The organism is Caulobacter sp. GW821-FHT09B11 (genome assembly GCF_059418205.1).
Genome location: NZ_JBWKPK010000002.1, coordinates 17,181 through 41,805 on the forward strand (window position 1 = coordinate 17,181; position 24,625 = coordinate 41,805).

Annotated in this window: 18 protein-coding genes; 13 read left to right on the top strand and 5 right to left on the bottom strand. The window is 68.9% G+C overall.

Annotated features, from left to right (window positions below; translation table 11 throughout):
* Positions 1-121 precede the first annotated feature (121 nt).
* Entirely contained in the window at positions 122-706 is a 585-nt protein-coding gene (locus AC07N1_RS01075) for a hypothetical protein (protein WP_494670078.1), read from the top strand.
* On the opposite strand, the gene AC07N1_RS01080 is transcribed toward AC07N1_RS01075, so the two are convergent.
* Complete coding sequence (locus AC07N1_RS01080; RefSeq protein ID WP_494670079.1) at positions 703-1,518, bottom strand: LytTR family DNA-binding domain-containing protein; 816 nt, start codon at positions 1,516-1,518, stop codon at positions 703-705. The genes AC07N1_RS01075 and AC07N1_RS01080 overlap by 4 nt on opposite strands.
* 67 nt (positions 1,519-1,585) lie before the next feature.
* Between AC07N1_RS01080 and AC07N1_RS01085 the strand changes: the two genes are divergently transcribed.
* The 7 genes from AC07N1_RS01085 (at position 1,586) to AC07N1_RS01115 (ending at position 12,412) form a co-directional block, all read left to right on the top strand.
* Positions 1,586-2,113, top strand: a complete 528-nt coding sequence (locus AC07N1_RS01085) for a DUF2306 domain-containing protein (RefSeq protein WP_494670080.1) — start codon at positions 1,586-1,588, stop codon at positions 2,111-2,113.
* Positions 2,114-2,166: 53 nt separating this feature from the next.
* Positions 2,167-2,646: a DUF2141 domain-containing protein gene (locus AC07N1_RS01090; protein WP_494670081.1), complete on the top strand. Its 480-nt coding sequence runs from the start codon at positions 2,167-2,169 to the stop codon at positions 2,644-2,646.
* A gap of 14 nt (positions 2,647-2,660) precedes the next feature.
* Entirely contained in the window at positions 2,661-4,112 is a 1,452-nt protein-coding gene (locus tag AC07N1_RS01095; RefSeq protein ID WP_494670082.1) for a carotenoid oxygenase family protein, read from the top strand.
* Between the two features lie 91 nt (positions 4,113-4,203).
* Positions 4,204-4,899 (top strand): TetR/AcrR family transcriptional regulator, encoded by a 696-nt coding sequence (locus AC07N1_RS01100; protein ID WP_494670083.1) that lies wholly within the window; start codon positions 4,204-4,206, stop codon positions 4,897-4,899.
* Between the two features lie 212 nt (positions 4,900-5,111).
* Positions 5,112-7,313 carry a TonB-dependent receptor gene (locus AC07N1_RS01105; RefSeq protein WP_494670322.1) on the top strand — a complete coding sequence of 734 codons (2,202 nt, stop codon included), beginning with the start codon at positions 5,112-5,114 and terminating at the stop codon, positions 7,311-7,313.
* A 149-nt stretch (positions 7,314-7,462) separates the two neighbouring features.
* A complete protein-coding gene (locus tag AC07N1_RS01110) occupies positions 7,463-8,788 on the top strand; it encodes a spinster family MFS transporter (protein ID WP_494670084.1) in 1,326 nt (441 codons plus the stop codon).
* Between the two features lie 267 nt (positions 8,789-9,055).
* Positions 9,056-12,412, top strand: coding sequence for a glycosyltransferase (locus tag AC07N1_RS01115; protein ID WP_494670085.1), 3,357 nt, complete (start codon positions 9,056-9,058; stop codon positions 12,410-12,412).
* Between the two features lie 213 nt (positions 12,413-12,625).
* Here the strand turns inward: AC07N1_RS01115 and AC07N1_RS01120 are convergent, their stop codons facing one another.
* A complete protein-coding gene (locus AC07N1_RS01120) occupies positions 12,626-14,323 on the bottom strand; it encodes a methyl-accepting chemotaxis protein (RefSeq protein WP_494670086.1) in 1,698 nt (565 codons plus the stop codon).
* Between the two features lie 559 nt (positions 14,324-14,882).
* Here AC07N1_RS01120 and sucC point away from each other — a divergent pair.
* The 4 genes from sucC to odhB all read left to right on the top strand — a co-directional run bounded on the left by sucC (position 14,883) and on the right by odhB (position 21,538).
* Positions 14,883-16,082: an ADP-forming succinate--CoA ligase subunit beta gene (gene sucC, locus AC07N1_RS01125; RefSeq protein WP_494670087.1), complete on the top strand. Its 1,200-nt coding sequence runs from the start codon at positions 14,883-14,885 to the stop codon at positions 16,080-16,082.
* Positions 16,083-16,084: 2 nt separating this feature from the next.
* Positions 16,085-16,969 (top strand): succinate--CoA ligase subunit alpha, encoded by an 885-nt coding sequence (gene sucD / locus AC07N1_RS01130; protein ID WP_110120085.1) that lies wholly within the window; start codon positions 16,085-16,087, stop codon positions 16,967-16,969.
* A 276-nt stretch (positions 16,970-17,245) separates the two neighbouring features.
* Entirely contained in the window at positions 17,246-20,209 is a 2,964-nt protein-coding gene (locus AC07N1_RS01135; RefSeq protein ID WP_494670088.1) for a 2-oxoglutarate dehydrogenase E1 component, read from the top strand.
* 111 nt (positions 20,210-20,320) lie between these two features.
* Positions 20,321-21,538 (top strand): 2-oxoglutarate dehydrogenase complex dihydrolipoyllysine-residue succinyltransferase, encoded by a 1,218-nt coding sequence (odhB, locus tag AC07N1_RS01140; RefSeq protein WP_494670089.1) that lies wholly within the window; start codon positions 20,321-20,323, stop codon positions 21,536-21,538.
* Positions 21,539-21,767: 229 nt separating this feature from the next.
* On the opposite strand, the gene AC07N1_RS01145 is transcribed toward odhB, so the two are convergent.
* The 3 genes from AC07N1_RS01145 to AC07N1_RS01155 are packed head-to-tail and all read right to left on the bottom strand — an operon-like array spanning position 21,768 to position 23,616.
* On the bottom strand, positions 21,768-22,601 hold the full coding sequence (locus tag AC07N1_RS01145; protein ID WP_494670090.1) for an aldo/keto reductase: 834 nt from the start codon (positions 22,599-22,601) through the stop codon (positions 21,768-21,770).
* A 21-nt stretch (positions 22,602-22,622) separates the two neighbouring features.
* Positions 22,623-23,273, bottom strand: coding sequence for a Pr6Pr family membrane protein (locus tag AC07N1_RS01150; protein ID WP_494670091.1), 651 nt, complete (start codon positions 23,271-23,273; stop codon positions 22,623-22,625).
* The gene (locus AC07N1_RS01155) at positions 23,257-23,616 is read right to left on the bottom strand and encodes an MmcQ/YjbR family DNA-binding protein (protein WP_494670092.1); all 360 of its coding nucleotides are present in this window, start codon (positions 23,614-23,616) and stop codon (positions 23,257-23,259) included. Before AC07N1_RS01155 ends, AC07N1_RS01150 begins: the two co-directional genes overlap by 17 nt.
* Positions 23,617-23,651: 35 nt before the next feature.
* Here AC07N1_RS01155 and AC07N1_RS01160 point away from each other — a divergent pair, with 35 nt between their 5' ends.
* On the top strand, positions 23,652-24,512 hold the full coding sequence (locus tag AC07N1_RS01160; protein WP_494670093.1) for an NAD-dependent epimerase/dehydratase family protein: 861 nt from the start codon (positions 23,652-23,654) through the stop codon (positions 24,510-24,512).
* Positions 24,513-24,625 lie beyond the last annotated feature (113 nt).

A 24,625-nucleotide genomic window follows, 5' to 3' on the forward strand; every position in this document is an offset into this window, starting at 1 on the left:
TTTTGTTTCTGGCCCCTCGCCTCCAGCCTTGGTGATCGTGCAGCGACGACTCCGCTCGTCGGCGCTCGCGACGCCCGGCGCCGCTCTACTGTCGCAGCTGAAGAATCGGACGGAGCGCCCCGTGATCCCCATCGTGTTCTGGTTGCTGGCCGCCGGCATGCTGGCCGCCGCCGCTTTCGCCGGTTCGCTGCGCATATGGCTGCTGGCCCTGATCGCCGCGACGCTGTGCTGGGACAACCTGATCATCGCCGCCGGATCCTCGATCGGCGCCGGCGACCTGCTGCGCAACCTGTCGATCCCGCGCTACGTCGCCCACGCGGTGCTGACGCCGATGCTGATCCTGGTGGTGTTCGGCGTCGCCGGCCTGCGCCGCCGGCTGTGGGTGTGGGTGCTGACCGCCGCGCTGATCGCCGTCGGCGTCTGGACCGACCTGATGCACATGAGCCTGGAGCTGCGCGAATACGCCGGCACCCTGCGCTACGCCTACGCCCACGCCAGCCCGCCCATCCCCTCGATCGTGACGGTGGTGGTGCTGATCGGGGTCGGGGCGATCCTCTGGCGGCGCGAGAAGCTGCCGTGGCTGTGCCTGGGCGCCCTGGCGATGTTCGGCGCCGCCGGCAGCGGGATCTTCTGGCTGGGCAACGCCGGCGAACTGGCGCTGATCTCCTCGATCGTCTTCACGGCCGCGCGGCTCAAGCAACGCTAGAACCAGCCGGCCTCGCGCAGGGCCTTGGCGTAGGCGCGGCTGACCGGGACCTCGGCGCCCGAGGCCAGGGTCAGGGTCGCGCGGCCGTCGCCGCGCCTGGCCTCGACCACCGCCTCGCGCGCCACCCACCACGAGCGGTGGGTCTGGGCGCCCTCGATGCCTTCCAGCTCGGCCACCGCGTCGGACAGGCGCATCAGGATCAGGTCCTCGCCCTTGGAGGTGTGCAGGCGCAGATAGTGGTCCTCGGCGGCGACGGCGTAGAGGGTCGCGCCGCGCAGCTTGGCGGGCAGGCGCTCCAGGAAGCGCGGCGGCGGGGCCTCGGGCGCGGCGGCGTGGGTCTCGAGCGGCCGGCGGGCGGTCAGGAAGTTCAGCGCCGTGATCGCCGCGGTGATGACCAGCACCGGCAGGAAGAAGCGCGGCAGGGTCGCCGCGTGCGGGACCTGGCCGAACAGCAGGCTCGACACCGCCCAGACATAGACCGTGCCCGGCAGGGCCACGCCCAGGGTGATGACCACCCCGCCGACGAACGGTCGCCGCTCGGTCAGGCCGCTGTTCTGGACCAGAGCGCTGACGCCCGCTCCCGCCGCCGCGCCCGACCAGCACAGCACCAGCCAGTAGGCGATGCGGACGCCCAGCGGCGCGTCGCCGGTGCCGAAGGCCCCGACCAGGGCCAGGAACACCCCCGCGATCCCCGCCACCACGAAGCCGCGCCCGTGCCGGGCGACCAGGGCCGCCGTTCGCGAAGCGTGAACGGCGCCCGGCGGCGATTGGCGAAGCGGGGCCGTCGGCTGGCGTAACGTCGATTGAGGCACGGGCCGGCTGGCTCCTAAAGCGGTCTTCGAAAGCGGCGACGCAAGCCCGCCGCCCACGGAGATCAAGATGTCCGAGACCGCCCTGTCAATGCATGACGCCGACGCCCGCCGCATCCGCCGCCGCGGTGTGGCCGGGGTGCTCGTCGCCACGGCGCTGGCCGCCGCGCCCGTGCTGCTGGCGAGCCGGAGCGGAGCGCACCTGCCCGACCTGTCGCTGGTGCTGGTCGCCCCGACCAGGATCCAGGTCCACCTGACCGCGGCCATCAGCGCCCTGGCCATCGGCGTGGTGCTGATGATCGGGGTCAAGGGCTCGGCCCTGCACCGCACGCTCGGCTGGGCCTGGGTGATCGCCATGGCGACCACCGCGATCAGCTCGCTGTTCATCCGCGAGATGAACCACGGCGCCATGAGCTGGATCCACCTGCTGTCGGGCTGGACGATCATCGCCCTGCCGATCGCCGTCTACGCCGCCCGCCGCCACAAGGTCAGCCTGCACCGCCGGTTCATGACCGGCCTGTTCGTCGGCGGACTGATCGTCGCCGGCGGCTTCGCCTTCCTGCCCGGCCGCCTGCTGTGGCGCATGTTCTTCGGCTGAGCGTTGTCGCTCTGACGCCCCCTTCATCACCCCTCCGACCAAGGATCCTTCCGATGCGCCTTCTCCCGCTGCTGGCCTGCGCCGCCCTGCTGACCGTTCCCGCCGCCGGCCTGTGCCAGACCGCTGTTCCGGACGCCGGCCTCGCCACCTCCGCTCCCGCCCCCGTCTCCGGCGACGCCAGCCTGGCCGTGACCTTCCCCGACCTGAAGTCGCACGAGGGCGTGCTGATGGTCGCCGTGTTCGACAGCCAGGAGGCCTGGGCCGGCGGCAAGCCGGTGCGGGTCGCCTTCACCCCGGCCGCGGGGACCGAACCCGTCGCCAAGCTGGAAGGCCTGACCGCCGGGACCTACGCCGTGCGGGTGTTCCAGGACCTCGACGGCGACCAGCGCCTGAGCATGAACCCCTTCGGCCTGCCGGTGGAGCCCTACGGCTTCTCGGGCGGCGCCAAGGCCAACATGGGTCCGCCGGCCTTCGCCGCGGCCGCCTTCACCGTCACGCCGGGCGACAACGCCCAGCCCGTCACCCTGCGCTGAGAGACGACAGACCCATGGATCGCCGCGCCTTCCTCCGCGCCGCCGGCCTGACCGGCGCCGCCGCCCTGCTGAGCCCCGAAGTCGTCTTCGCCGCCGGGGCCGCCGACTGGACCCTGGGCTTTCGCGACGTCGAGGCCGACATCGCCCCGACCCGCCTGGCCCGGGTGCGCGGCAAGGCGCCGGAGGGGCTTACCGGCGCCCTGATCCGCAACGGCCCGGCCCGCTTCCGCCGTCCCGGTCGCATGGCCGAGCACTGGTTTGACGGCGACGGCCTTGTGCGGCGCTTCTCGATCCAGGACGGCGAGGCCAGCCTGGCCGCCCGCTTCGTCGATACCCCCAAGCGCCGCGCCGACACCACCGCCAACGCGGTGATCACCCCGGGCTTCGGCACTACCCCAGGGCCTGGGGCGGCCCTGGGCGGTCCCGACGACGCCAACGCCGCCAACACCTCGGTGATGATGGCCGGCGGCGAGCTGTGGGCGCTGTGGGAGCCGGGCTCGCCCTGCGTGCTCGATCCGGTCACTCTGGAGACCAGGGGCTTCAAGACCCTGCGGCCCGACCTCAAGGCCATGCCGTTCCTGGCCCATCCGCGTCGCGAGCCGAACGGCCGGACCTGGAACCTGGGCGTGGCCGGCCGGCGCGCCATCGTCTGGCGCCTGGCGGCCGACGGAAGCCTGGAGGACGCCCAGCTGATCGCCCTGCCCCGCGCCAGCTACATCCACGACTTCACCGCCACCGAGCGCCACCTGGTGATCGTGCTGCAGCCGTGGGTGCAGGAACGGGCCGGCGTGCCCTACATCGCCGGCATGGCCTGGAAGCCCGAACTGGGGACCCAGGTGCTGGTGCTCGACAAGGCCGACCTCACGCAGCGCCGGGTTTTCGACCTGCCGCCGTTCTTCTTCTTCCACCTGGGCGACGCCTGGGAGGACAAGGACGGAACCATCCGCTTCGACGCCTGCATCGACGACGATCCGCGCGGCACGGCCGCGGCCGGCGAACAGCTGCTGCGCGGCGTGCCGTTCAAGGGCGTGGCCCCGCCGAAGCTGGGCTTCGTCACCCTGCACGCCGACGGCAAGGCCGACCTCCAGCGGTTCGAGACCGTGGCCGAGTTCCCGCGCTCGGACGAGCGCTTCGCCGGCCAGGGCCGCCGCTTCAGCGTCCACGCGGCGGTCGGCGAGGTCGGCAAGCCGGCCTTCCACGGCCTGGCCGTGCGCGACTGGAAGACCGGCCGCGAGACCGCCTTCGACTTCGGTCGCCGGCATCTGGTCGAGGAGATGGTGTTCGTCCCCCGCCCCGGATCGTCGGAAGAGTTCGACGGCTGGCTGGTCGGCACGAGCCTCGATCTCGACGCCCAGGCCACCGAGTTGCACGCCTTCGACGCCCGCCGCGTCGCCGACGGGCCGCTGGTCACCTGGCGGGCGAACACGGCCTTGCCGCTGGGATTCCACGGGATTTTCACGGCCTGACGTGACGTCCACGGAATGGCGGCGCTCTTGCCACGGCAGCGGAAGCAGGCCTATCCGGGGACAGCGAAGTTCTCGGAGAGGCCTCCCCGACATGACCGCCGCCAAGCCCCGCGCCCGTTCCGGCGGGCGGGGCCGTCCTTCCAAGGCCACGGGCCTGGACCTGAAGGAGACCATCCTCGACTCCGCCGAGGGGCTGTTCGCGCGCCACGGCTTCCACGGGGTGACCACCCGCCAGGTGGCCGCCGAGGCCGGCGTCGACACCGCCCTGATCCACTACTATTTCGGCGCCAAGCGCGAGCTGTTCGACGCGGTGTTCGTGCGCCGCGCCGAGATCCTCAACCAGGCCCGCAGCGTCTCGATGAACGCCTATGTCGAGACCCACGGCGACGCGATGACGGTGGAAGGCGTGATCGAGGCCTTCATCGACCCGCTGCTGCGCATCTCGCAGGACGGCGGCCAGGGCTGGAAGAGCTACTTCGCCCTGGTGGCCCAGGTGAACAACACCCCGGCCTGGGGCGGCGAGACCATGGCCCGGTTCTTCGACCCCGTCGTCCACCAGCTGGTCGACACGCTGAAGGTCGTCCGTCCCGACGCGGAATATCGCGACCTCTACTGGTGCTACCAGTTCCTGACCGGCTCGATGATGCTGGCCCTGTCGGAGACCGGCCGCATCGACTCCCTGTCGGAAGGCCTGTGCCACTCCAGCGACCTGGAGGCCGTCCGCGCGCGGCTGTTCGCCTATTGCGCGGCGGGCTTCGAAGCCGTGGTGGCCAAGGGCAAGGCCTAGGCGCTCTCCCCTCTCCAGCCCGACCATCCGCCCCCGGATTACACTTTTCATCACCTGATGAAAAAACGCTGGCGCATTCCCTCAACCTAGGTGACAGTGCCGTCGAATTCCTGCGGCGGTGAAATCGTGCGGGAAACGTCGGATACGAGGCTGCGTGAGATGGCTCGATCGGCGGAAGGGATGAAACGCATCTAGGGAAGAGGGGCTTGCCTATGAAAACGATGTGGAAGGCTGCGCTGCTGGCTGGCGCGGCGTGGGGTGCGACCTGCAACCTGGCGGCGGCCCAGGAAAAGCCGGCGACGGAACAGAGCCTGGGCGTCGAGGAGGTGGTGGTCACCGCCCGCCGGCGCGAGGAAACCCTGAAGGACGTGCCGGTGGCCGTCTCGGCCTTCAGCGCCGACAAGCTGGAAAAGCAGGGCGCGTCCGACATCACCACCCTGCAGCAGACGACCCCCAACATCACCGTCCAGGTGGCCCGGGGCTCGAACTCGACCCTGATCAGCTACATCCGCGGCGTCGGCCAGCAGGACCCGCTGTGGGGCTTCGAGCCGGGCGTCGGCCTCTATATCGACGACGTCTACGTGGCCCGCCCGCAGGGCGCGGTGCTCGACATCTTCGACATCGAGCGCATCGAGGTGCTGCGCGGCCCGCAGGGCACGCTGTACGGCCGCAACACCATCGGCGGCGCCATCAAGTACGTCACCAAGAAGCACGACGACGAGACGGCGCTGAAGCTCAAGGGCACGGTCGGCTCGTACAACCAGCGTGACGGCCTGATCGCCGCCTCCACCCCGCTGGGCGGCGGCCTGTCGATCGGCGGCGCCTACGCCGTCTACAAGCGCGACGGCTACGGCAAGAACCTGACCACCGGCGCCGAGCAGTACAACAAGGACGTCCAGGCCGGCCGCCTGAGCGTCGAGTACGCGCCCAACGACGACCTGTTCTTCCGCATCGCCTACGACAAGGTGGTCGACGACAGCAACGCCCGCCACGGCCACCGCGAGCTGCCCACCCTGACCGGCGGCTACCAGGTGCTCGACACCTACGACACGCAGGCGGGCCTCGGCGACGCCAACCACGTCGAGACCGAGGGCGTCTCGGCGCTGGCCACGTGGAAGGCCAGCCAGCACCTGACCTTCAAGTCGATCACGGCCAACCGCAAGGGCCACACCCAGACCAACATCGACTTCGACGGCACGCCGCTGCCGACGCTGGACGTGCCGGCCACCTACGGCGACCGCCAGTTCTCGCAGGAACTGCAGGCGGTCTACGCCGACGAGACCTTCCAGGGCGTGTTCGGCGTCTACTACATGAACAGCCAGGCCTCGGGCGAGTTCGACACCATCGCCGGCAACCTGGGCGTGGCCATCGCCGCGGCCGGCAAGGTCAGCACCCGCAGCTTCGCGGTGTTCACCGACGTCTCGGCCAACTTCACCGACCGCTTCAAGGTCTCGCTGGGCGGCCGCGCCACCCGCGACCACAAGACCGGCACGGTGGTGCGCCTGTTCTATCTGGGCGCCACCAAGACCCCGTGGCAGGGCGGGACGGCCCGGCCGGTGCTGCAGACCCGCACCAACTACACCGCCACCAAGACCTTCGAGGAGTTCACCCCGCGGGTCAGCGCCTCCTACGACTTCACCGACGACCTGACCGGCTACGTCTCCTATTCCAAGGGCTTCAAGTCGGGCGGCTGGGACATGCGCGGCGACGCCTTCCTGACCCCGCAGACGACGTCGGGCTACGATCCCGAGACGGTCGACGCCTACGAGGCCGGCCTGAAGGGCTATCTCTTCGATCGTCGCCTGTCGTTCGCCTCGGCGGCCTTCCGCTCGAAGTACAAGAACCAGCAGGTGACCACCCAGGTGGCCGTGCCCAGCGGCATCGCCAGCTCGGTCGACAACGCCGGCGCCTCGACGATCTGGGGCCTGGAGTTCGAAGGCACGGCGCGCTTCACGCCCAACCTGTCGAGCACCCTGGCGCTGGGCTACATCAAGGCCGAGTACGACGAGTTCGAGCGCTTCGACGCCGTCACCGGCACGATCGTCAACGTCGCCAACCTCTACGGCTTCCAGAACACGCCGGAAAAGACCGCCAACCTCAGCGTCACCTGGACCGGTGAAGTGCTGGGCGGCCGCCTGGCCGTCACCCCGATGGTCAGCTATCGCGACAAGTACCAACAGTTCGAGCAGCCGCTGCCGACCCTCGACCAGAAGGCCTTCACCCTGGTCGACCTCAGCGCCGTGTGGAACGCGCCGGGCGGCCGCTACAAGGTCTCGCTGGTCGGCAAGAACCTGACCGACGAAACCTATCGCATCGGCGGCTACAACTTCGGCGTCGCGACCTATAACAACTCGGTCATCGGCTTCTACGGCCCGCCGCGCAGCGTCATGGCGAGCCTGGAGTTCAATTTCTGAAGCATTTTCGAGCGAGGCGGACTCCGGTTCGCGTGAAGAAAATGCGTTAGACCAAAGGCTTCTCGGTCGAGATCTGGCGGGGTCCGCTGCAACGGGCCCCGTCGTTCTTTTCCGAAAGGCGCATGCGTACAGTTCTAGGGGGCGGGGCGATGAGCGAAGCGAACGGCGAAGGCGCCGCGACGGGCGGCAGCCGCTACCGCTATCTGGTGCTGGCGACGCTGATCCTCGTCTACACCCTGAACTTCCTCGACCGGCAGATCCTCGGGATCCTGGCCAAGCCGATAAAGGACGAGTTCGGCCTCACCGACAGCCAGTTCGGCCTGATGGGCGGCCTGGCCTTCGCCCTGCTCTACACCACCCTGGCCATCCCGATCGCCTGGCTGGCCGACCGCTTCAGCCGCGTCTGGATCATGACCGCCGCCCTCACCGTGTGGAGCGGCTTCACCGCCCTGTGCGGGTTCGCCGGCGGCTTCGGCCAACTGTTTCTCGCCCGCATGGGCGTGGGCATCGGCGAGGCCGGCGGCGTCGCCCCGGCCTATTCGCTGATCGCCGACTACTTCCCCAAGAGCCAGCGCGCCCGGGCGCTGGCGGCCTACGCCTTCGGCATCCCTCTGGGCTCGGGCCTGGGCACGCTGGTCGGCGGCCTGCTGGCGGCGACCTACGGCTGGCGCACGGCCTTCATCGTCGTCGGGTGCCTCGGCGTGGTGCTGGCCCCGATCTTCCGCGCTGTCGTTCGCGATCCGGTGCGCGGCGGGGCCGACCGGGTGGAAGGCGCGCCGCCGGCGCCGCCCGCCCCGGCCATGCCGCTGGGCCAGGCCGCGCGCCTGCTGGCCGCCAAGCCGTCGTTCTGGCTGCTGGCGTTCGGCGCGGCCTCCTCGTCGGTGTGCGGCTACGGCGTCGCCGCCTGGCTGCCCAGCTTCTTCATGCGCAGCCTGGGCCTGACCCTGTCGCAGACCGCCTGGTACTATTCAGGCATCGCCCTGTTCGGCGGCCTGCTGGGCATCTGGCTGGGCGGGGCGGTGGCCGACAGGCTGGGGGCCAAGTCCAAGGCCGGCTATCCGATCACGCCCGCCATCGCCTTCCTGATCTCGGTGCCCTGCTTCCTGCTGGCCATGAACAGCGGCAGCCTGATGGGCGGCCTGGGCGGCAAGGCGTCGCTGGCCGTGGCCTTCGTGATCTTCCTGATCCCCACCGGCCTGAACCTGGCGTGGCTGGGCCCCATCACCGCCGCCGTCCAGCACCTGGGCCCGGCCCCGATGCGCACCACCGCCTCGGCCCTGTTCCTGCTGATCAACAACCTCTTGGGCATCGCCGTCGGCATCTACTATTTCGGCCTGGTCTCCGACCTGCTGAAGCCGACCTTCGGGGCGGAGTCGCTGCGCTGGTCGATCTACAGCGGCATGGGCTTCTACCTCGTCGCCGCCCTGCTGTTCTCCCTGGCCAGCAAGCGGCTGGAGAAAGACTGGGTGGACTAGGCTCACCGCCTCTCCTCCCGTCATTCCCGCCCTTGTGGCGGGAAACCCTCTGCCAGCCGCAAGGGCGGGTGGGGCGGATCGCCGGCGATCCGCTTGCGCCTCACGTGTGAGCGGAACCAGGGGTTCCCGCCACAAGGGCGGGAATGACGGGAGTTAGGGGAGCGTGCACAGCCAAAAAGTCGCAGGCGCGTAACGACGGTCCTAGCGCCACCGTTCGGACATGATCCAGTATCATTGCGCGCTCGAAACGGACGGGACAACGGCGCGATGAGCGGCGACGATCGGCATATCTTCCACGACCCCACCGGCAAGCGCCGGCGCAGGTTCACCCTGACGGCGGGGATCGCCCTGTCCGGGGTGGCGGCCGTCGTGGCCGGCTTCCTGGCGACCCTGGCCTTCGCGCCGCGCCTGCCGGCGGTGACGCTGAAGGACCCGCACGTGCTGTCGGCCCTGCACGAGGAGACCGTGCACCGCCTCAAGCCGGGCAAGCCGCCGGCCTGGCGCCGCCTGCCCGGCCCCAAGACCCCCGCCGCGATCGGCGCGGCCAAGCCGCTCAGCGTCGGCTTCTACGTGCCCTGGGACGAGGACAGCCGCGAGTCCCTGCGCCGCCACATCGCGCAGCTGGACGTGGTCTCGCCGCAGTGGGTGGCGCTGAAGGGCCGCAACGGAGACATCACGGCCGACGACGATCCGATCGGCACGGCCCGCATCGCCGCCGCCCCCAACCACCCCACCGTCCTGCCGCTGGTCCACAACTCGGCCGACGCCAAGTTCGACGGCCCGATGGCCGACGCCCTGCTGGCCGATCCCGTCGCCCGCAAGGCCCTGATCAACAACCTGACCGCCCTGGCCCAGCGCCGCGGCTTCGGCGGCTACATCTTCGACCTCGAGAACCTGTCGCCCAAGGGTCTGGCCAACTATCCGCTGCTGCTGGACGAAGCCCGCGCGGCCTTCAAGGCCTCGGGCCGCGAGGTCTGGGTCACCGCGCCCTTCGACGAACAGGGCTGGCCGCTCAAGCGCCTGCAGCAGTCGGTCGACACCATCGTGCTGATGGCCTACGACCAGCACTACGGCGGCGGCGATCCCGGCCCCAACGCAGGGCAGGACTGGTACGAGAGCGAGCTCGACAAGCGCTTCGCCTCCCTCGACCCGGCCCGCACGGTGCTGGCGCTGGGCGCCTACGGCTACGACTGGACGCTGAAGGCCGACGGCTCGGCGGCCAGCGGCGATGCAGCCACCTTCCACGAGGCGATCCGCAACGCCCAGGACGCCGGCGCCGACATCCGCATGGACGACGACGCCCTCAACCCGACCTACGGCTACCAGGCCGACAACGGCGACAAGCACGTGGTCTGGTTCCTGGACGCCCCCACCCTGTTCAACCAGATCAAGGCCAGCGACCCGTTCCGGCCGCGCGGCTATGGCCTGTGGCGGATGGGCGGCGAAGACCCGGGCGTGTGGAGCGTGCTGGGCCAGCCCTACGGCAAGGGGACGGCTTCGGGTCTCACCCGCATCCCGTCCGGCCAGAGCGTCGACTTCGACGGCGGCGGCGAGGTGCTGCGCGTCTCGTCCCTGCCCACGCCCGGCAAGCGCAGCCTCGAGACTGATCCCGACACCGGCCTGATCTCGGGCGAGACCTATGACGTCCTGCCCAGCTCCTACGTCATCGAGCGCTACGGCCAGCGGCCGGGCCTGGTGGCCCTGACCTTCGACGACGGCCCCGACCCGCGCTGGACGCCGAAGATCCTCGACATCCTGAAGGCCAAGAACGCGCCCGCGACCTTCTTCGTCATCGGCCAGAACATGCAGAAGCATCCGGGCCTGGTGGCGCGCGAGCTGCGCGAGGGCCACGACGTCGGCGGCCACACCTGGACCCACCCCAACATCGGCGAGACGCCGCTGCCCCAGACCCAGGTCGAGCTGAACGCCACCCAGCGCCTGTTCGAGGTGGTCACCGGCCGCTCGATGCGCCTGTTCCGGCCGCCGTTCTTCGGCGACGCCGAGCCCTCGACCCCGCGCGAGGTCGATCCTCTCGTCATCGCCCAGACCCTGGGCTACCTGATCGTCGGCCTGCGGATCGACACCGACGACTGGCAGAAGCCGCCGCCCCAGACGATCATCGACCGCGCCCTCGACCGTCTCGACAATCCGGGTCCCAACCCCGGCCAGGTGGTGCTGCTGCACGACGCCGGCGGCAACCGCGAGAACACCATCAAGGCCCTGCCCGGCCTGATCGACGGCATCCGCGCCCGCGGCTACCGGCTGGTCACGGTGGGCGAACTGGCCGGCATGACGCCCGACCAGGTGATGCCGCCGACCACCCGCGACCCGGTCGGCCTGGCGCTGGACCGCCTGGGCTTCGGCTTCTTCCGGGGACTGAACACCCTGCTGACCTGGCTGTTCATCACCGCCATCGCCCTGGGTGTCGCGCGGCTGGTGTTCCTGGCGGCCCTGGCCCTGGTGCACAAGGCGACCGAGCGCACGCCGCCGGACCTGGATCCCGCGACCGGCCCGCTGGTCAGCGTGCTGATCCCCTGCTTCAACGAGGAGAAGGTGATCGCCGCCTCGATCGCCCGGATCCTGGAGTCTGACTGGACGAACATCGAGGTGCTGGTCCTCGACGACGGCTCCAAGGACCGCACGGCCCAGGAGGTGCGCGACCACTTCGCCGGCGACCCGCGCGTGACGCTGCTGTCGTTCGAGAACGGCGGCAAGGCGCGGGCCGTGAACCGCGGCCTGGCCGTGGCCAGGGGCGAGTTCGTGGTGGCGCTGGACGCCGACACCCTGTTCCCGAAATCGACGATCGGCCGCCTGGTGCGCTGGTTCCAGGACCCGAAGATCGGCGCGGTGGCCGGCAACGCCATCGTCGGCAATCGCCTCAACATCGTCACCCGCTGGCAGGCCCTGGAATACGTCACCGCCCAGAACCTGGAGCGGCGGGCGCTGGCGGCGCTGGGCGCGGTCACCGTGGTGCCGGGCGCGGTCGGGGCCTGGCGCAAGAGCGTGCTCGACGCCCTGGGCGGCTATCCGTCAGACACCCTGGCCGAGGACCAGGACCTGACCATCGCCTGCCAGCGCGCCGGCTGGAAGGTGGCCTTCGACCCGGCCGCCCGCGCCTATACCGAGGCACCCGACACGGTGGGCGGCCTGCTCAAGCAGCGCTTCCGCTGGTCTTTCGGCACCCTGCAGTGCGTGTGGAAGCATCGCTCGGCGATGTTCAACCCCAAGACCCCGGTGCTGGGCTTCGTGGCCCTGCCGCAGATCTGGCTGTTCCAGATCCTGCTGGCCGTGGCCGCGCCGCTGGTGGACCTGGCCGTGGTCTGGAGCCTGGTCTCGGGCCTCTACGGCGCGGTGGCCCACCCAGTGGAATGGCGTCCCGACGACACGATCCGCGGCCTGCTCTACTGGGCGGTATTCATCCTGGTGGACCTGTCGGCCGGCGCCCTGGGCATGGCCCTGGAGAAGCGCGCCCCGTGGGCCGACCTCCCCTACCTGCCGGTGCAGCGCTTCGGCTATCGCCAGCTGATGTACTACGTGGTGGTCAAGTCGGTGCTGACCGCCGTGCGCGGCGGACGCGTCGGCTGGGGCAAGCTGGAACGCCGGGCGACGGCCGCGGTGAAGTAGGCCGAGAACCTCCCCCCATTCCCAATTCCACCTCTCCCAGAGGGAGAGGGAGGGGCCCATGCGCAGCATGGGAGGGTGAGGGGTTAGGGACGGTTCAGGTCGTTCCGAGGTCAAATACAGGGGCCATAGAGATGGGACCGCCGACGGCGTACCCCCTCACCCTCCCACGCCTTCGGCGCGGGCCCCTCCCTCTCCCCATGGGAGAGGTTTCAATTACGCCGGACGTCGGATCGGCTGGCGGCGGATCTCGGACGGGGCGACCTGGCCGCCGCCGCTGGTGCTGAAGCGCGAGATCAGCTGGGCCAGTTCGGCGGCTTCCATCTTCAGGCTGGCCGAGGCCACCGTGGCCTCCTCGACCATGGCCGTGTTGCGCTGGGTCACCTCGTCCATGCGGTTGACGGCGGTGTTGACCTCCGAGAGGCCGGTGGCCTGCTCGCGCGAGGACTCGGCGATCTCCAGGATCAGGCCGTCGATGCGGCCGACCTTCTCGACGATGGTCGACAGGGCCTCGCCGGTCTCGCCGACCAGCCGCACGCCGCGGCCGACCTGGGAGGTGCTCTTGGCGATCAGGGCCTTGATCTCCTTGGCCGCTTCGGCCGAGCGCTGGGCCAGGGCCCGCACTTCCGAGGCCACGACCGCGAAGCCCTTGCCCGCGTCGCCCGCCCGCGCGGCTTCGACGCCCGCGTTCAGGGCCAGCAGGTTGGTCTGGAAGGCGATCTCGTCGATGACGCCGATGATGCTGGTGATCTTGCCCGAGCTTTCCTCGATCTCGCCCATGGCCGCGACCGCCTCGCCGACGATCTCGCCCGAGCGGGTGGCGTCGACGCGGGCGGCCGACGCAACCTGCGAGACCTCGCGCGCGCCCTCGGCGCTGCGGTTGACGGTGGCGGTGATCTGGTCGAGGGCGGCGGCGGCCTCCTCGAGGTTGGCGGCCTGGATCTCGGTGCGGCGCGACAGGTCGTCGGCGGCGATCGAGATCTCCTGCGCCCCGGCCCCGACGCTGCGGGTGGCCGACGACACCACGCCCATGGCCCCGTCCAGGGCCGACATGGCGCTGTTGAAGTCGCTGCGCACCTTGTCGAACTGCGGATCGACCGGCTTGTCGATGCGATAGGTCAGGTCGTTGCGGGCCAGATGGTCGAGGCCCTGGGCGATCTCGTTGACCGCGTGCACGCGGCCGGTGACCACGGTGGCGAACTTCACGACCTTGGCGATGCGGCGCTTGTGGTCGAAGATCGGGTTGTACGAGGCCTGGATCCACACCTCGCGGCCGCCCTTGCCCACGCGCTTGAACTCGGCGGCGACGAACTCGCCGCTGTTCAGGCGATCCCAGAAGGCGGCGTAGTCCGGCGAGTTGGCATAGGCGCCCTCGACGAACATCCGGTGATGGCGGCCCTGGATCTCGCTGAGCGTATAGCCCAGGGCGTCGAGGAAGTTCTGGTTGGCGGTGACGATCTCGCCGGCCGGGGTGAACTCGATCACCGCCTGGGCGCGGCTGACGGCTTCCATCTTGCCGTGCTGCTCGGCGGCCTTGCGCTTCTGCTCGGTGATGTCGGTGGCGACCTTGACGATGCGGGTCACGCCTCCGCGCGCGTTGCGGATCGGATTGTAGGAGGCCTGGATCCAGACCTCGCGGCCGCCCTTGCCGACGCGCAGGTACTCGCGGGCGTCGAACTCGCCGCGCCCGAGCTTGGCCCAGAAGGCGGCGTAGTCGGGGCTGGCGGCGTAGTCCGGCTCGACGAACAGGCTGTGGTGGCGGCCGACGATCTCCGACAGCGCATAACCCATCGCCGCGCAGAAGTTCTCGTTGGCGGTGAGGATCCGGCCCTTGGGATCGAACTCGATGGTCGCCAGCGACCGGTCCAGCGCGGCCAGGGTCTCGACGGCCTGGACTTGCGAGCGATTGAACATGGAAGTCTTCCATTGCAGGCCGGCACAAAGGGGGTCGCCGGGCGCGTGTCGGGCTAGCAAGAACTTCGATGCGGTAAACAGATTATTTATACTACGAGGGCGTCTCGAAACCCCAAGTAGAGCCGGACTCCCGCCACGCTATTGCGCACGAAGGGCATCGTATTTAAGTCGTTGTTTCTTCGAGAAGCTTCAGCACTGAATGGCTAAGCTTGATTGAAAAATCACGGTTCCGCGACAAAAGCGCCCCGCCCAGCCTGGAGCCGCCGACGCTCCCCTACGGGCTCCGCGGCGCCCATTTCGCAGGCGCCGCACGCACGAAAAAGAGACCGGTGTCAGCGCACGCCAGAGATCGCCATTCCAGATAACCGGAGTCTGTGGGCGCTTTCGTAAAAGTGCAGGTTTTTCCTGCCTCTCGCCTTTCTCGATGGGGCGCAGGCGTTCTTTCTGCCGATCGATCCGCAGAAGGGGGCGCCTTATCGTCCCCATGCGGTTGCGCCTGCGAAATCACGCTCCTATAACGCCGCCACATTCAAGAACCGTCGCGGAAGACCGGTCCCTCATGAACATTCACGAGCATCAAGCCAAAGCCGTCCTCGCGGAGTTCGGCGCCCCCGTCCCGCGTGGCTTCGCGGCGTTCACTGCCGACGAAGCCGTCGCCGCCGCTGAGAAGCTGGGCGGTCCGGTCTTCGTCGTGAAGAGCCAGATCCACGCCGGCGGCCGCGGCAAGGGCAAGTTCGAGGGCCTGGCCCCCGACGCCAAGGGCGGCGTCCGCGTCGTCAAGTCGGTCGAGGACGTCAAGGCGTCGGCCGAGGAAATGCTCGGTCGCGTGCTGGTCACGCACCAGACCGGCCCCAAGGGCAAGCAGGTGAACCGCCTCTACATCGAGGAAGGCGCCGCCATCGCCAAGGAATTCTACCTGTCGCTGCTGGTCGACCGCGAAACCTCGATGGTTTCGGTGGTCGCCTCGACCGAAGGCGGCATGGACATCGAGGACGTGGCCCACGCCACGCCCGAGAAGATCCACTCGTTCTCGATCGACCCCGCCACCGGCGTGTGGCCGACCCACCAGCGCGCGCTGGCCAAGGCCCTGGGCCTGACCGGCGGCCTGGCCAAGGAAGCCGCCGTGCTGCTGACGCAGCTCTATACGGCGTTCCTGGCCAAGGACATGGCCATGCTGGAGATCAACCCGCTGATCGTCACGGCCGACGACCACCTGCGCGTCCTGGACGCCAAGCTGTCGTTCGACGGCAACTCGCTGTTCCGTCACCCGGACATCCGCGCCCTGCGCGACGAGACCGAAGAAGACCCCAAGGAAATCGAAGCCAGCAAGTACGACCTGGCCTACATCGCCCTCGACGGCGAAATCGGCTGCATGGTCAACGGCGCGGGCTTGGCCATGGCCACCATGGACATCATCAAGCTGTACGGCGCCGAGCCGGCCAACTTCCTCGATGTCGGCGGCGGCGCCAACAAGGAGAAGGTCACCGCGGCCTTCAAGATCATCACCGCCGATCCGGCCGTGAAGGGCATCCTGGTCAACATCTTCGGCGGCATCATGCGCTGCGACATCATCGCGGAAGGCGTCATCGCCGCCGTGAAGGAAGTCGGCCTGCAGGTTCCGCTCGTCGTTCGCCTGGAAGGCACCAACGTCGAGCTGGGTAAGAAAATCATCTCGGAAAGCGGCCTGAACGTCATCGCCGCCAACGATCTGTCTGACGGCGCCGAAAAGATCGTCGCGGCCGTGAAGGGTGCTCGCTAATCATGTCGATCCTCATCGGTTCTGAAACCAAGGTCATCACCCAGGGCTTCACCGGCGCCCAGGGCACGTTCCACTCGGAACAGGCCATCGCCTACGGCACCAAGATGGTCGGCGGCGTCACCCCGGGCAAAGGCGGCCAGACCCACATCGGCCTGCCGGTGTTCGACACGGTCGGCGAAGCCAAGGAAGCCACCAACGCCGACGCCTCGGTGATCTACGTCCCGCCGCCCTTCGCGGCCGACTCGATCCTGGAAGCCATCGACGCCGAAATCCCGCTGATCATCTGCATCACCGAAGGCATCCCGGTGCTGGACATGGTGCGCGTGAAGAAGGCCCTGAAGGGTTCGCGTTCGCGCCTGATCGGCCCGAACTGCCCGGGCGTCCTGACCCCGAACCAGTGCAAGATCGGCATCATGCCGGGCGGCATCTTCTCGGAAGGCTCGGTCGGCGTCGTGTCGCGTTCGGGCACCCTGACCTATGAAGCGGTCTTCCAAACCACGAATGCTGGCCTCGGCCAAACCACCGCCGTCGGCATCGGCGGCGACCCGGTCAAGGGCACCGAGTTCATCGACGTGCTCGAACTCTTCCTGGCCGACGAAGCCACCAAGTCGATCGTCATGATCGGCGAGATCGGCGGCTCGGCCGAAGAAGAAGCGGCCCAGTTCCTGAAGGACGAAGCCAAGCGCGGCCGCAAGAAGCCCATGGTCGGCTTCATCGCCGGCCGCACGGCGCCTCCGGGCCGTCACATGGGTCACGCCGGCGCCATCATCTCGGGCGGCAAGGGCGGCGCCGAGGACAAGATCGCTGCGATGGAAGAAGCGGGCATCCGCGTCTCGCCGTCGCCGGCGAAGCTGGGCGAGACCCTGCTCGAAGTCCTCAAGGGCTAAGAACTACACCGAAACCCCGCCCTGTGCGGGGCCCAGGTTTTTTGCGACCGCCAGTCGACGATCCGAAAAAATCACCTGGGCTTCGCCATCCGGCGCGGGCGACGGGAGATTGACAGACTATATTTACGGGACCGGTCTAACCACCGGTCCCGTAAACGGATCCGAAGCGTGGCGGCCGAAAATGGATAGCGGCCAACCGGTCGTCGCGCTTCATGTTTCAAACGAGCTCGTGATCCCGCCGGTTGGCCTCGGCGGGCGAGCATCGAGGCGAAGACGATGGCGGACGACGCAGGCATCATCAATCAGGTCTTGACCGAGACCTCCTTCCTCTACGGCGCGAACGCCGCCTTCGTAGAGGACCTCTACGCCCAGTGGGCGGAGAACCCCGGGTCGGTCGAGCCCTCTTGGAACGCCTTCTTCGCCTCGCTCGCCGAGCAGGCCGACCAGGTCAAGCGGGCCGCCCAGGACCCGGCCTGGACCCCCAAGAAGGTCCCCAGCGTCCGTCCCGACTGGCTTTCGGCCCTCGACGGCCAGTGGGCCACCGTCGCCCCCGCCGTCGAAGCCAAGATCGCCAAGGCCGTCGAGGCCAAGGCGCCGGGCGCCTCGTCCGAAGCCGTCCGCGCCGCCACGCTGGACAGCCTGCGCGCCATCATGATGATCCGGGCCTACCGGATGCGCGGCCACCTCGCCGCCAACCTCGACCCGCTGGGCCTGGAGCCGCCGAAGGCCGCGCCCGAGCTCGACCCGGCCACCTACGGCTTCACCGAAGCCGACTATGACCGTCCGATCTTCCTCGACTTCGTGCTGGGTCTGGAGACCGCCACGATCCGCGAGATCCTGGCGATCGTCCGTCGCACCTATTGCGACAACGTCGGCGTGCAGTACATGCACATCTCGAACCCCGACGAGAAGGCCTGGCTGCAGGAGCGGATCGAGGGCCGCGACAAGGAGATCGTGTTCTCGAAGGAGGGCAAGGTCGCCATCCTCAAGAAGCTGATCGAGGCCGAAGGCTTCGAGCGCTTCCTGCACAAGCGCTTCCCCGGCACCAAGCGCTTCGGCCTCGACGGCGGCGAAGCCATGGTCCCGGCCATGGAGCAGATCATCAAGCGCGGCGGCGCGCTGGGCGTGAAGGACATCGTCCTGGGCATGCCGCACCGCGGCCGCCTGAACGTGCTGGCCGCCGTGATGGGCAAGCCCTACCACGTGATCTTCCACGAATTCCAAGGCGGCTCGTCGGTGCCCTCGGACGTCGAGGGTTCGGGCGACGTGAAGTACCACATGGGCGCCTCGTCGGACCGTGAGTTCGACGACAACAAGGTCCACCTGTCGCTGACCGCCAACCCGTCGCACCTGGAAATCGTCAACCCGGTCGTCATCGGCAAGGCCCGCGCCAAGCAGGCCTTCCTGCTGCGCGAGACCCCGGACGCCGGCCGCGGCCACGTGCTGCCGCTGCTGCTGCACGGCGACGCGGCCTTCGCCGGCCAGGGCGTGGTGGCCGAGTGCTTCACCCTGTCGGGCCTGAAGGGCTACCGCACGGGCGGCACCATCCACTTCATCGTCAACAACCAGATCGGCTTCACCACCAGCCCGCGCTACTCGCGCAGCTCGCCGTACCCCAGCGACATGGCCCTGATGGTCGAGGCCCCGATCTTCCACGTGAACGGCGACGACCCGGAAGCGGTCGTGTTCGCCTCGAAGGTGGCCACCGAATACCGCCAGAAGTTCGGTAAGGACGTGGTCATCGACATGGTCTGCTACCGTCGCTTCGGTCACAACGAAGGCGACGATCCGACCATGACGTCGCCGCTGATGTACGCGAAGATCAAGGGCCACCCGCCGACCCGCGAACTCTACGCCAACCGCCTGATCGGCGAAGGCCTGATCACCCAGGGCGAGTCCGACGGCTGGGTTTCGGAGTTCGAGACCTTCCTCGACAACGAATTCGAGAGCGGCAAGAGCTACAAGGCCAACAAGGCCGACTGGCTGGACGGCAAGTGGAAGGGCCTGGCCCAGCCCGGCGACGAAGAGCGCCGCGGCAAGACCGACGTGCCGCTCGCCAAGCTGCAGGAACTGGCCGCCAAGATCACGGCCATCCCCGAGCGCATCGACGCCCACAAGACCGTGCGCCGCGCCATCGAGAACCGTCGCGACGCCTTCACCAAGGGCGAAGGCCTCGACTGGGGCGCCGCCGAGCACATGGCCTTCGCCACCCTGCTCGACGAAGGCTTCCCGGTCCGCCTGTCGGGCCAGGACTCGGTCCGCGGCACCTTCACCCAACGCCACTCCGACGTCATCGACCAGAAGACCGAAGAGCACTACACGCCGCTGAACAACATCCGCCCGGGCCAGGCCAACTACGAAGTCATCGACTCGGCCCTGTCGGAAGAGGCGGTGCTGGGCTTCGAGTACGGCTTCTCGCTGGCCGACCCGAACACCCTGACCCTGTGGGAAGGCCAGTTCGGCGACTTCGTGAACGGCGCCCAGGTGGTGATCGACCAGTTCATCAGCTCGGGCGAGCGCAAGTGGCTGCGGATGAGCGGTCTCGTCATGCTGCTGCCGCACGGCTACGAAGGCCAGGGCCCCGAGCACAGCTCGGCCCGCCTCGAGCGCTTCCTGCAGTCGTGCGCGGAAGACAACATGCAGGTGGTCAACTGCACCACCCCGGCCAACTACTTCCACGCCCTGCGTCGCCAGATGCACCGTGAGTACCGCAAGCCGCTGATCGTGATGTCGCCCAAGAGCCTGCTGCGCCACAAGCGCGCCGTCTCGAACCTCTCCGACCTGGCCGAAGGCACCGCCTTCCACCGCGTGATGGTGGATGGCGCCGAAGCCGGCTGCGACGTCGGCGGGATCACGCTGAAGAGCGACGATCAGATCAAGCGCGTCATCATGTGCTCGGGCAAGGTCTACTTCGACCTGATCGACCAGCGCGCCAAGACCGGCCGCGACGACGTCTACATCCTGCGTCTGGAGCAGTTCTATCCGTGGCCGCTGAAGTCGGTCATGGGCGTGCTGAACCGCTTCAAGAACGCCGAGCTGCTGTGGGTTCAGGAAGAGCCGAAGAACATGGGCGGCTGGACCTTCGTCGACCCGTGGATCGAGCTCACCCTCGACAAGATGGACATCAAGGCCAAGCGCGCCCGCTACGTCGGCCGCCCGGCCAGCGCCTCCACCGCGGCCGGCCTGATGAGCCGCCACCTCAAGGAGCTCGAAGCCTTCCTCACCGAAGCCTTCGCCTAAGAGCTCAAACCTTCAAGCCGCCGCGCCCTTCGACTTGTTCGATGGGCGCGGCGGTTTAAGTTCGCACCCGACCCTGACCGCCAGATCAAAAAGAGACATCGGAACCTAACCATGGCCGACATCATGACCCCCGCCCTGGGCGAATCCGTCACCGAAGCGACGGTCGCCCGCTGGACCAAGAAGGCCGGGGAGGCCGTGAAGAAGGACGAGCTGCTCGTCGAGCTGGAAACCGACAAGGTCAGCCTCGAAGTCGTGGCTCCGGCCGACGGCGTCCTGGTCGCCATCAGCGCCGAGGAAGGCGCCACCGTGGTTCCGGGCACGGTCCTGGGCGTGGTGACCGAAGGCGCGACCGCCTCGGCCGCTCCCGCCGCCGCCCCGGCCCCGGCCGCTGCTCCGGCCCCCGCTCCTGCTCCGGCGCCCGTCGCCGCCGCGGCTCCCGCCGCCCCGACGGCCGCTCCGGTCAGCCCGGCCCCGGCCCGCATCGCCGCCGAGAACAACCTCGACCTGTCGAAGGTCGCCGGCACCGGCAAGGACGGCCGCGTGACCAAGGGCGACGCCCTGGCCGCCCTCGAAGCCCGCGCCTCGGCTCCGGCTCCCGCCGCCGCCCCGGCCGCGCCGCGTCCGATCCACGAGCGCGAAGAGCGCGTGAAGATGACGCGCCTGCGTCAGACGATCGCCCGTCGCCTGAAGGAAGCCCAGAACAACGCCGCCATGCTGACGACCTTCAACGAGGTCGACATGAGCGCGGTGATGGCCCTGCGCGCCCAGTACAAGGACGTCTTCGAAAAGCGCCACGGCGTGAAGCTGGGCTTCATGTCCTTCTTCACCAAGGCCGTCGTCGCCGCCCTGAAGGCCGTGCCGGACGTCAACGCCGAGATCGACGGCACGGACATCGTCTACAAGAACCACTACGACATCGGCGTCGCCGTCGGCACCGACAAGGGCCTGGTGGTTCCGGTCGTCCGTGACGCCGACGCCCTGAACCTGGCGGAAATCGAAAAGGCCATCGGCGACCTCGGCAAGAAGGCCCGCTCGGGCGGTCTCGCCATCGAGGACATGCAGGGCGGCACCTTCACGATCACCAACGGCGGCATCTACGGCTCGCTGATGTCGACCCCGATCCTCAACGCGCCGCAGTCGGGCATCCTCGGCATGCACGCGATCAAGGAACGCGCCATGGTCGTCAACGGCAAGATCGAGATCCGCCCGATGATGTACCTGGCTTTGTCCTACGACCACCGCGTGGTCGACGGCCAAGGCGCCGTGACCTTCCTCGTGAAGGTCAAGGAAGCCCTGGAAGACCCGCAGCGCCTGCTGCTGGACCTGTAATAGTCAGTCAGCACTGACTTTTATTGGAAGGGGCCGCGAAAGCGGCCCCTTTTTCGTTGCCCCTCTCCCCTTGCGGGAGAGGGTGGCCCCGCGGAGCGGGGTCGGGTGAGGGGTCGCACCGACGCTAAACGCCGCGACAGCCGTTGGGCCGGTCGCGGCGTTTCAGGTCTGAGAGACCCCTCATCCGTCGGCTTTCGCCGACACCTTCTCCCGCAAGGGGAGAAGGAGACTATTCCGCATCCCAGCGGAACGCCGCGTCGATCCAGTCGCCGATCCGGCCGTCGGGACGCGCCAGCGCGAACACCTGCGCCATCTCCTCGTCGGTCAGCGTGAAGTCGAAGATCGCGAAGTTCTCTTCCAGCCGCGCCGGGTGCTTCGTGCGGGGAATGGTCACCACGCCCTGCTGCACCTGCCAGCGCAGCGTCACCTGCCCCGGCGTCTTGCCGTATTTCTCGCCGATCGCCTTCAGCACCGGGTCGTCGCCGACCTTGCCCTGGGCCAGCGGCGACCAGGCGGTGATAGAGGCGCCCAGCGCCTCAGCCGTGGCCCGAAGGGTCTTCTGCGACAGGTAGGGGTGGTACTCGACCTGGTTGGTGGCCAGCGGGGCTTCCGACAGCGCCGCCGCCTCCTGCCACAGCGCCGAGGGGAAGTTCGACAGGCCGATGCCCCGCGTGCGGCCGTCGGCCTTCACCGCGTTCAGCGCCGCGATGGTCTCGGCCAGAGCCGGCTTGGGCTTGGGCCAGTGCAGCAGCAAGAGGTCCACGTGGTCGACCCGCAGCTTCTTCAGGCTCTCGTCGACCGAGCGCTGGAGGTCGCCGTCGGTGAACTTGTCGATCCACACCTTGGTGGTGACGAAGATCTCGCTCCGCGGCACGCCGGTGGCCGCCAGGGCCGCGCCGACGTCCTGCTCGTTGCCGTAAATCTGGGCGGTGTCGACATGGCGATAGCCGACCTCCAGCGCCTTCTCGGTCATCGTCTGAGCGACGCCGTTCTCCAGCTGGTAGGTGCCCAGGCCGATGGCCGGGATGTCGATGTCGCCGGAGCGAACGGTAGGCTGGGCCATGGGAAACTCCTGGGAAAACGCTCAGGCGGATATAGGCGTCCCGCCCCGCTTCGCCAGCCGAAGTTGCAGATGCTGCACGCCCGTGAGCACCAGGGTCAGGGCGAAGAACCCGGCCGCCATCACCACCATGGTCACCAGCACCGACGGATAGCCCCGCTTGGCGACGTTGAGGAACGGATAGGGGTACCAGCCCGACAGCGCCCCGTGGACCAGGGTCCAGACCCCGAAGGCCAGCGGCAGGGCCAGCGCCTTCCAGGCCTGGCCCCAGCGGGCCGCCTCGCGCGGCGGCAAAGCGAGCAGGTCGGCCAGGAACAGCAGCGGCGTCACGGTATGCAGCAGGGTGTCGGCCAGCAGCTGCCAGCCCTTCGGGTCCCACAGCCCGGCCAGCAGCACGTGATAGACGAGCGCCGTCACCCCGATATAGACGCCGACCGCCACCCGCGTGCCCGCCCGCCGCGCCCAGACCCCGAGCCGGCTCGAAGGCGCCAGGGCCGCCGCGACCAGCGCCGTCCCGACCAGGATGTTGCTGAGCACGGTGAAGTAGCTGAAGAACTTCACGGTCTGGACGCCGAGGTCCCGGCCCGCGATCGTCAGGCCGTATTGCAGCACGACGCCGAACCAGACGATCGCCGCCGCGACCAGGCGCCAGGCGCGCTCAGCCCTGTTGGTCATTGGGCTGGTCATGAGCCTTGCTCACCTTCTTGGGGACGCTGGCGCGCCATTGCCGTTCGAGAATGCGCTTCACCGTCCCCGGCTCCACCGCCGACAGCCGGGCCAGCACCATCGGATAGTTGCGATAGTGGTCGGTGAAATAGAACACCTCGGGCGCGGCCTCGATCAGCATCTCGCGCTCGTCGAACGGCACGCCGGGCAGCACCAGGCTGTCGCCGTCCTCCTTCAGCCTCGTCAGGAACTTGCCGTTCGCCTTGAGGCAGGCATAGCCATAGGACGTCCCATCCGCGACCAGCGGCAGGGAAAAGGCGAAGGCGCGAACCTCTTCATAGGTCATGGGCATGGGCGAACCTCCCGTAGCGCGACTATAGAAGGAGGATGAGCGCGGAAAACACCCTGAAGACGCCGATCCTGGTGCTGGGCGCCACCAGCCTGATCGGGACCTTCCTGATGGCGCGGCTGCAGGCCGCCGGCCACGAGCCCATGGGCCTGTCGCGCCGTCCTCCGGGAGGAGACGCCTGCTGGATCGACGCCGACCTGCGCGGCGACGACCTGGCCGAGCAGCTGCCCGGCGCGGCCACGGTCTTCGCCCTGTCGCCGATCTGGCTGCTGCCCGAGGTGCTGCCGCTGCTGAAGGCGCGCGGCATGACCCGCCTGGTGGCCTTCTCCTCGACCAGCCGCTTCACCAAGGAAGCCTCGCCCGAGCCCGCCGAGCGCGCCGTGGCCAAGGCCCTGGCCGACGCGGAAACCGCCGTCGAGGCCTTCTGTTCGGAGCACGGCGTGGCCTGGACCATCCTGCGCCCGACCCTGATCTACGCCGAGGGCCGCGACGGCAACGTCAGCCGCCTGGCCGGCCTGATCCGCCGCTTCAAGGTGCTGCCGCTATCGGGTTCGGGCGAGGGCCTGCGCCAGCCGGTCCATGCTGACGACCTGGCCGCCGGCGCCATCGCGGCGGCGACCGCCCCGGCGGCGGCGGGCCGCGCCTACGCCCTGGTCGGCGGCGAGACCCTGGCCTATCGCGACATGGTGCGCCGGATCTACAAGGGCCTGGGGAGACGGCCGCTGATCGCGCCGCTGCCGCCGTGGCTGTTCAGCCTGCTGCTGACCCTGGCGCGGCCGTTCTTCCCCGGGGCGACGGCGGCCATGGGCGCGCGGATGAGCCAGGACCTGACGTTCGACGCGGCCGATGCGGTGAGGGATTTCGGGTGGGCGCCGAGGGATTTCCGGCCGAAGTTCTGAGCAAAGGAACCTCCCCCTGTGGGGGAGGCGATCGCGCAGCGATCGGTGGGGGGCGTATCTTCCACAACCTCGAAAGCTGAAAACGTCCCCCCTCCGGCCCTCCGGGCCACCTC

Coding starts and splice junctions, on each gene's coding strand:
- AC07N1_RS01085 (WP_494670080.1), top strand. CDS start 1,586: ATGTCCGAGACCGCCCTGTCAATGCATGACGCCGACGCCCGCCGCATC.
- AC07N1_RS01090 (WP_494670081.1), top strand. CDS start 2,167: ATGCGCCTTCTCCCGCTGCTGGCCTGCGCCGCCCTGCTGACCGTTCCC.
- AC07N1_RS01095 (WP_494670082.1), top strand. CDS start 2,661: ATGGATCGCCGCGCCTTCCTCCGCGCCGCCGGCCTGACCGGCGCCGCC.
- AC07N1_RS01100 (WP_494670083.1), top strand. CDS start 4,204: ATGACCGCCGCCAAGCCCCGCGCCCGTTCCGGCGGGCGGGGCCGTCCT.
- AC07N1_RS01105 (WP_494670322.1), top strand. CDS start 5,112: ATGAAAACGATGTGGAAGGCTGCGCTGCTGGCTGGCGCGGCGTGGGGT.
- AC07N1_RS01110 (WP_494670084.1), top strand. CDS start 7,463: ATGAGCGAAGCGAACGGCGAAGGCGCCGCGACGGGCGGCAGCCGCTAC.
- AC07N1_RS01115 (WP_494670085.1), top strand. CDS start 9,056: ATGAGCGGCGACGATCGGCATATCTTCCACGACCCCACCGGCAAGCGC.
- AC07N1_RS01120 (WP_494670086.1), bottom strand. CDS start 14,323: ATGTTCAATCGCTCGCAAGTCCAGGCCGTCGAGACCCTGGCCGCGCTG.
- sucC (WP_494670087.1), top strand. CDS start 14,883: ATGAACATTCACGAGCATCAAGCCAAAGCCGTCCTCGCGGAGTTCGGC.
- sucD (WP_110120085.1), top strand. CDS start 16,085: ATGTCGATCCTCATCGGTTCTGAAACCAAGGTCATCACCCAGGGCTTC.
- AC07N1_RS01135 (WP_494670088.1), top strand. CDS start 17,246: ATGGCGGACGACGCAGGCATCATCAATCAGGTCTTGACCGAGACCTCC.
- odhB (WP_494670089.1), top strand. CDS start 20,321: ATGGCCGACATCATGACCCCCGCCCTGGGCGAATCCGTCACCGAAGCG.
- AC07N1_RS01145 (WP_494670090.1), bottom strand. CDS start 22,601: ATGGCCCAGCCTACCGTTCGCTCCGGCGACATCGACATCCCGGCCATC.
- AC07N1_RS01150 (WP_494670091.1), bottom strand. CDS start 23,273: ATGACCAACAGGGCTGAGCGCGCCTGGCGCCTGGTCGCGGCGGCGATC.
- AC07N1_RS01155 (WP_494670092.1), bottom strand. CDS start 23,616: ATGCCCATGACCTATGAAGAGGTTCGCGCCTTCGCCTTTTCCCTGCCG.
- AC07N1_RS01160 (WP_494670093.1), top strand. CDS start 23,652: ATGAGCGCGGAAAACACCCTGAAGACGCCGATCCTGGTGCTGGGCGCC.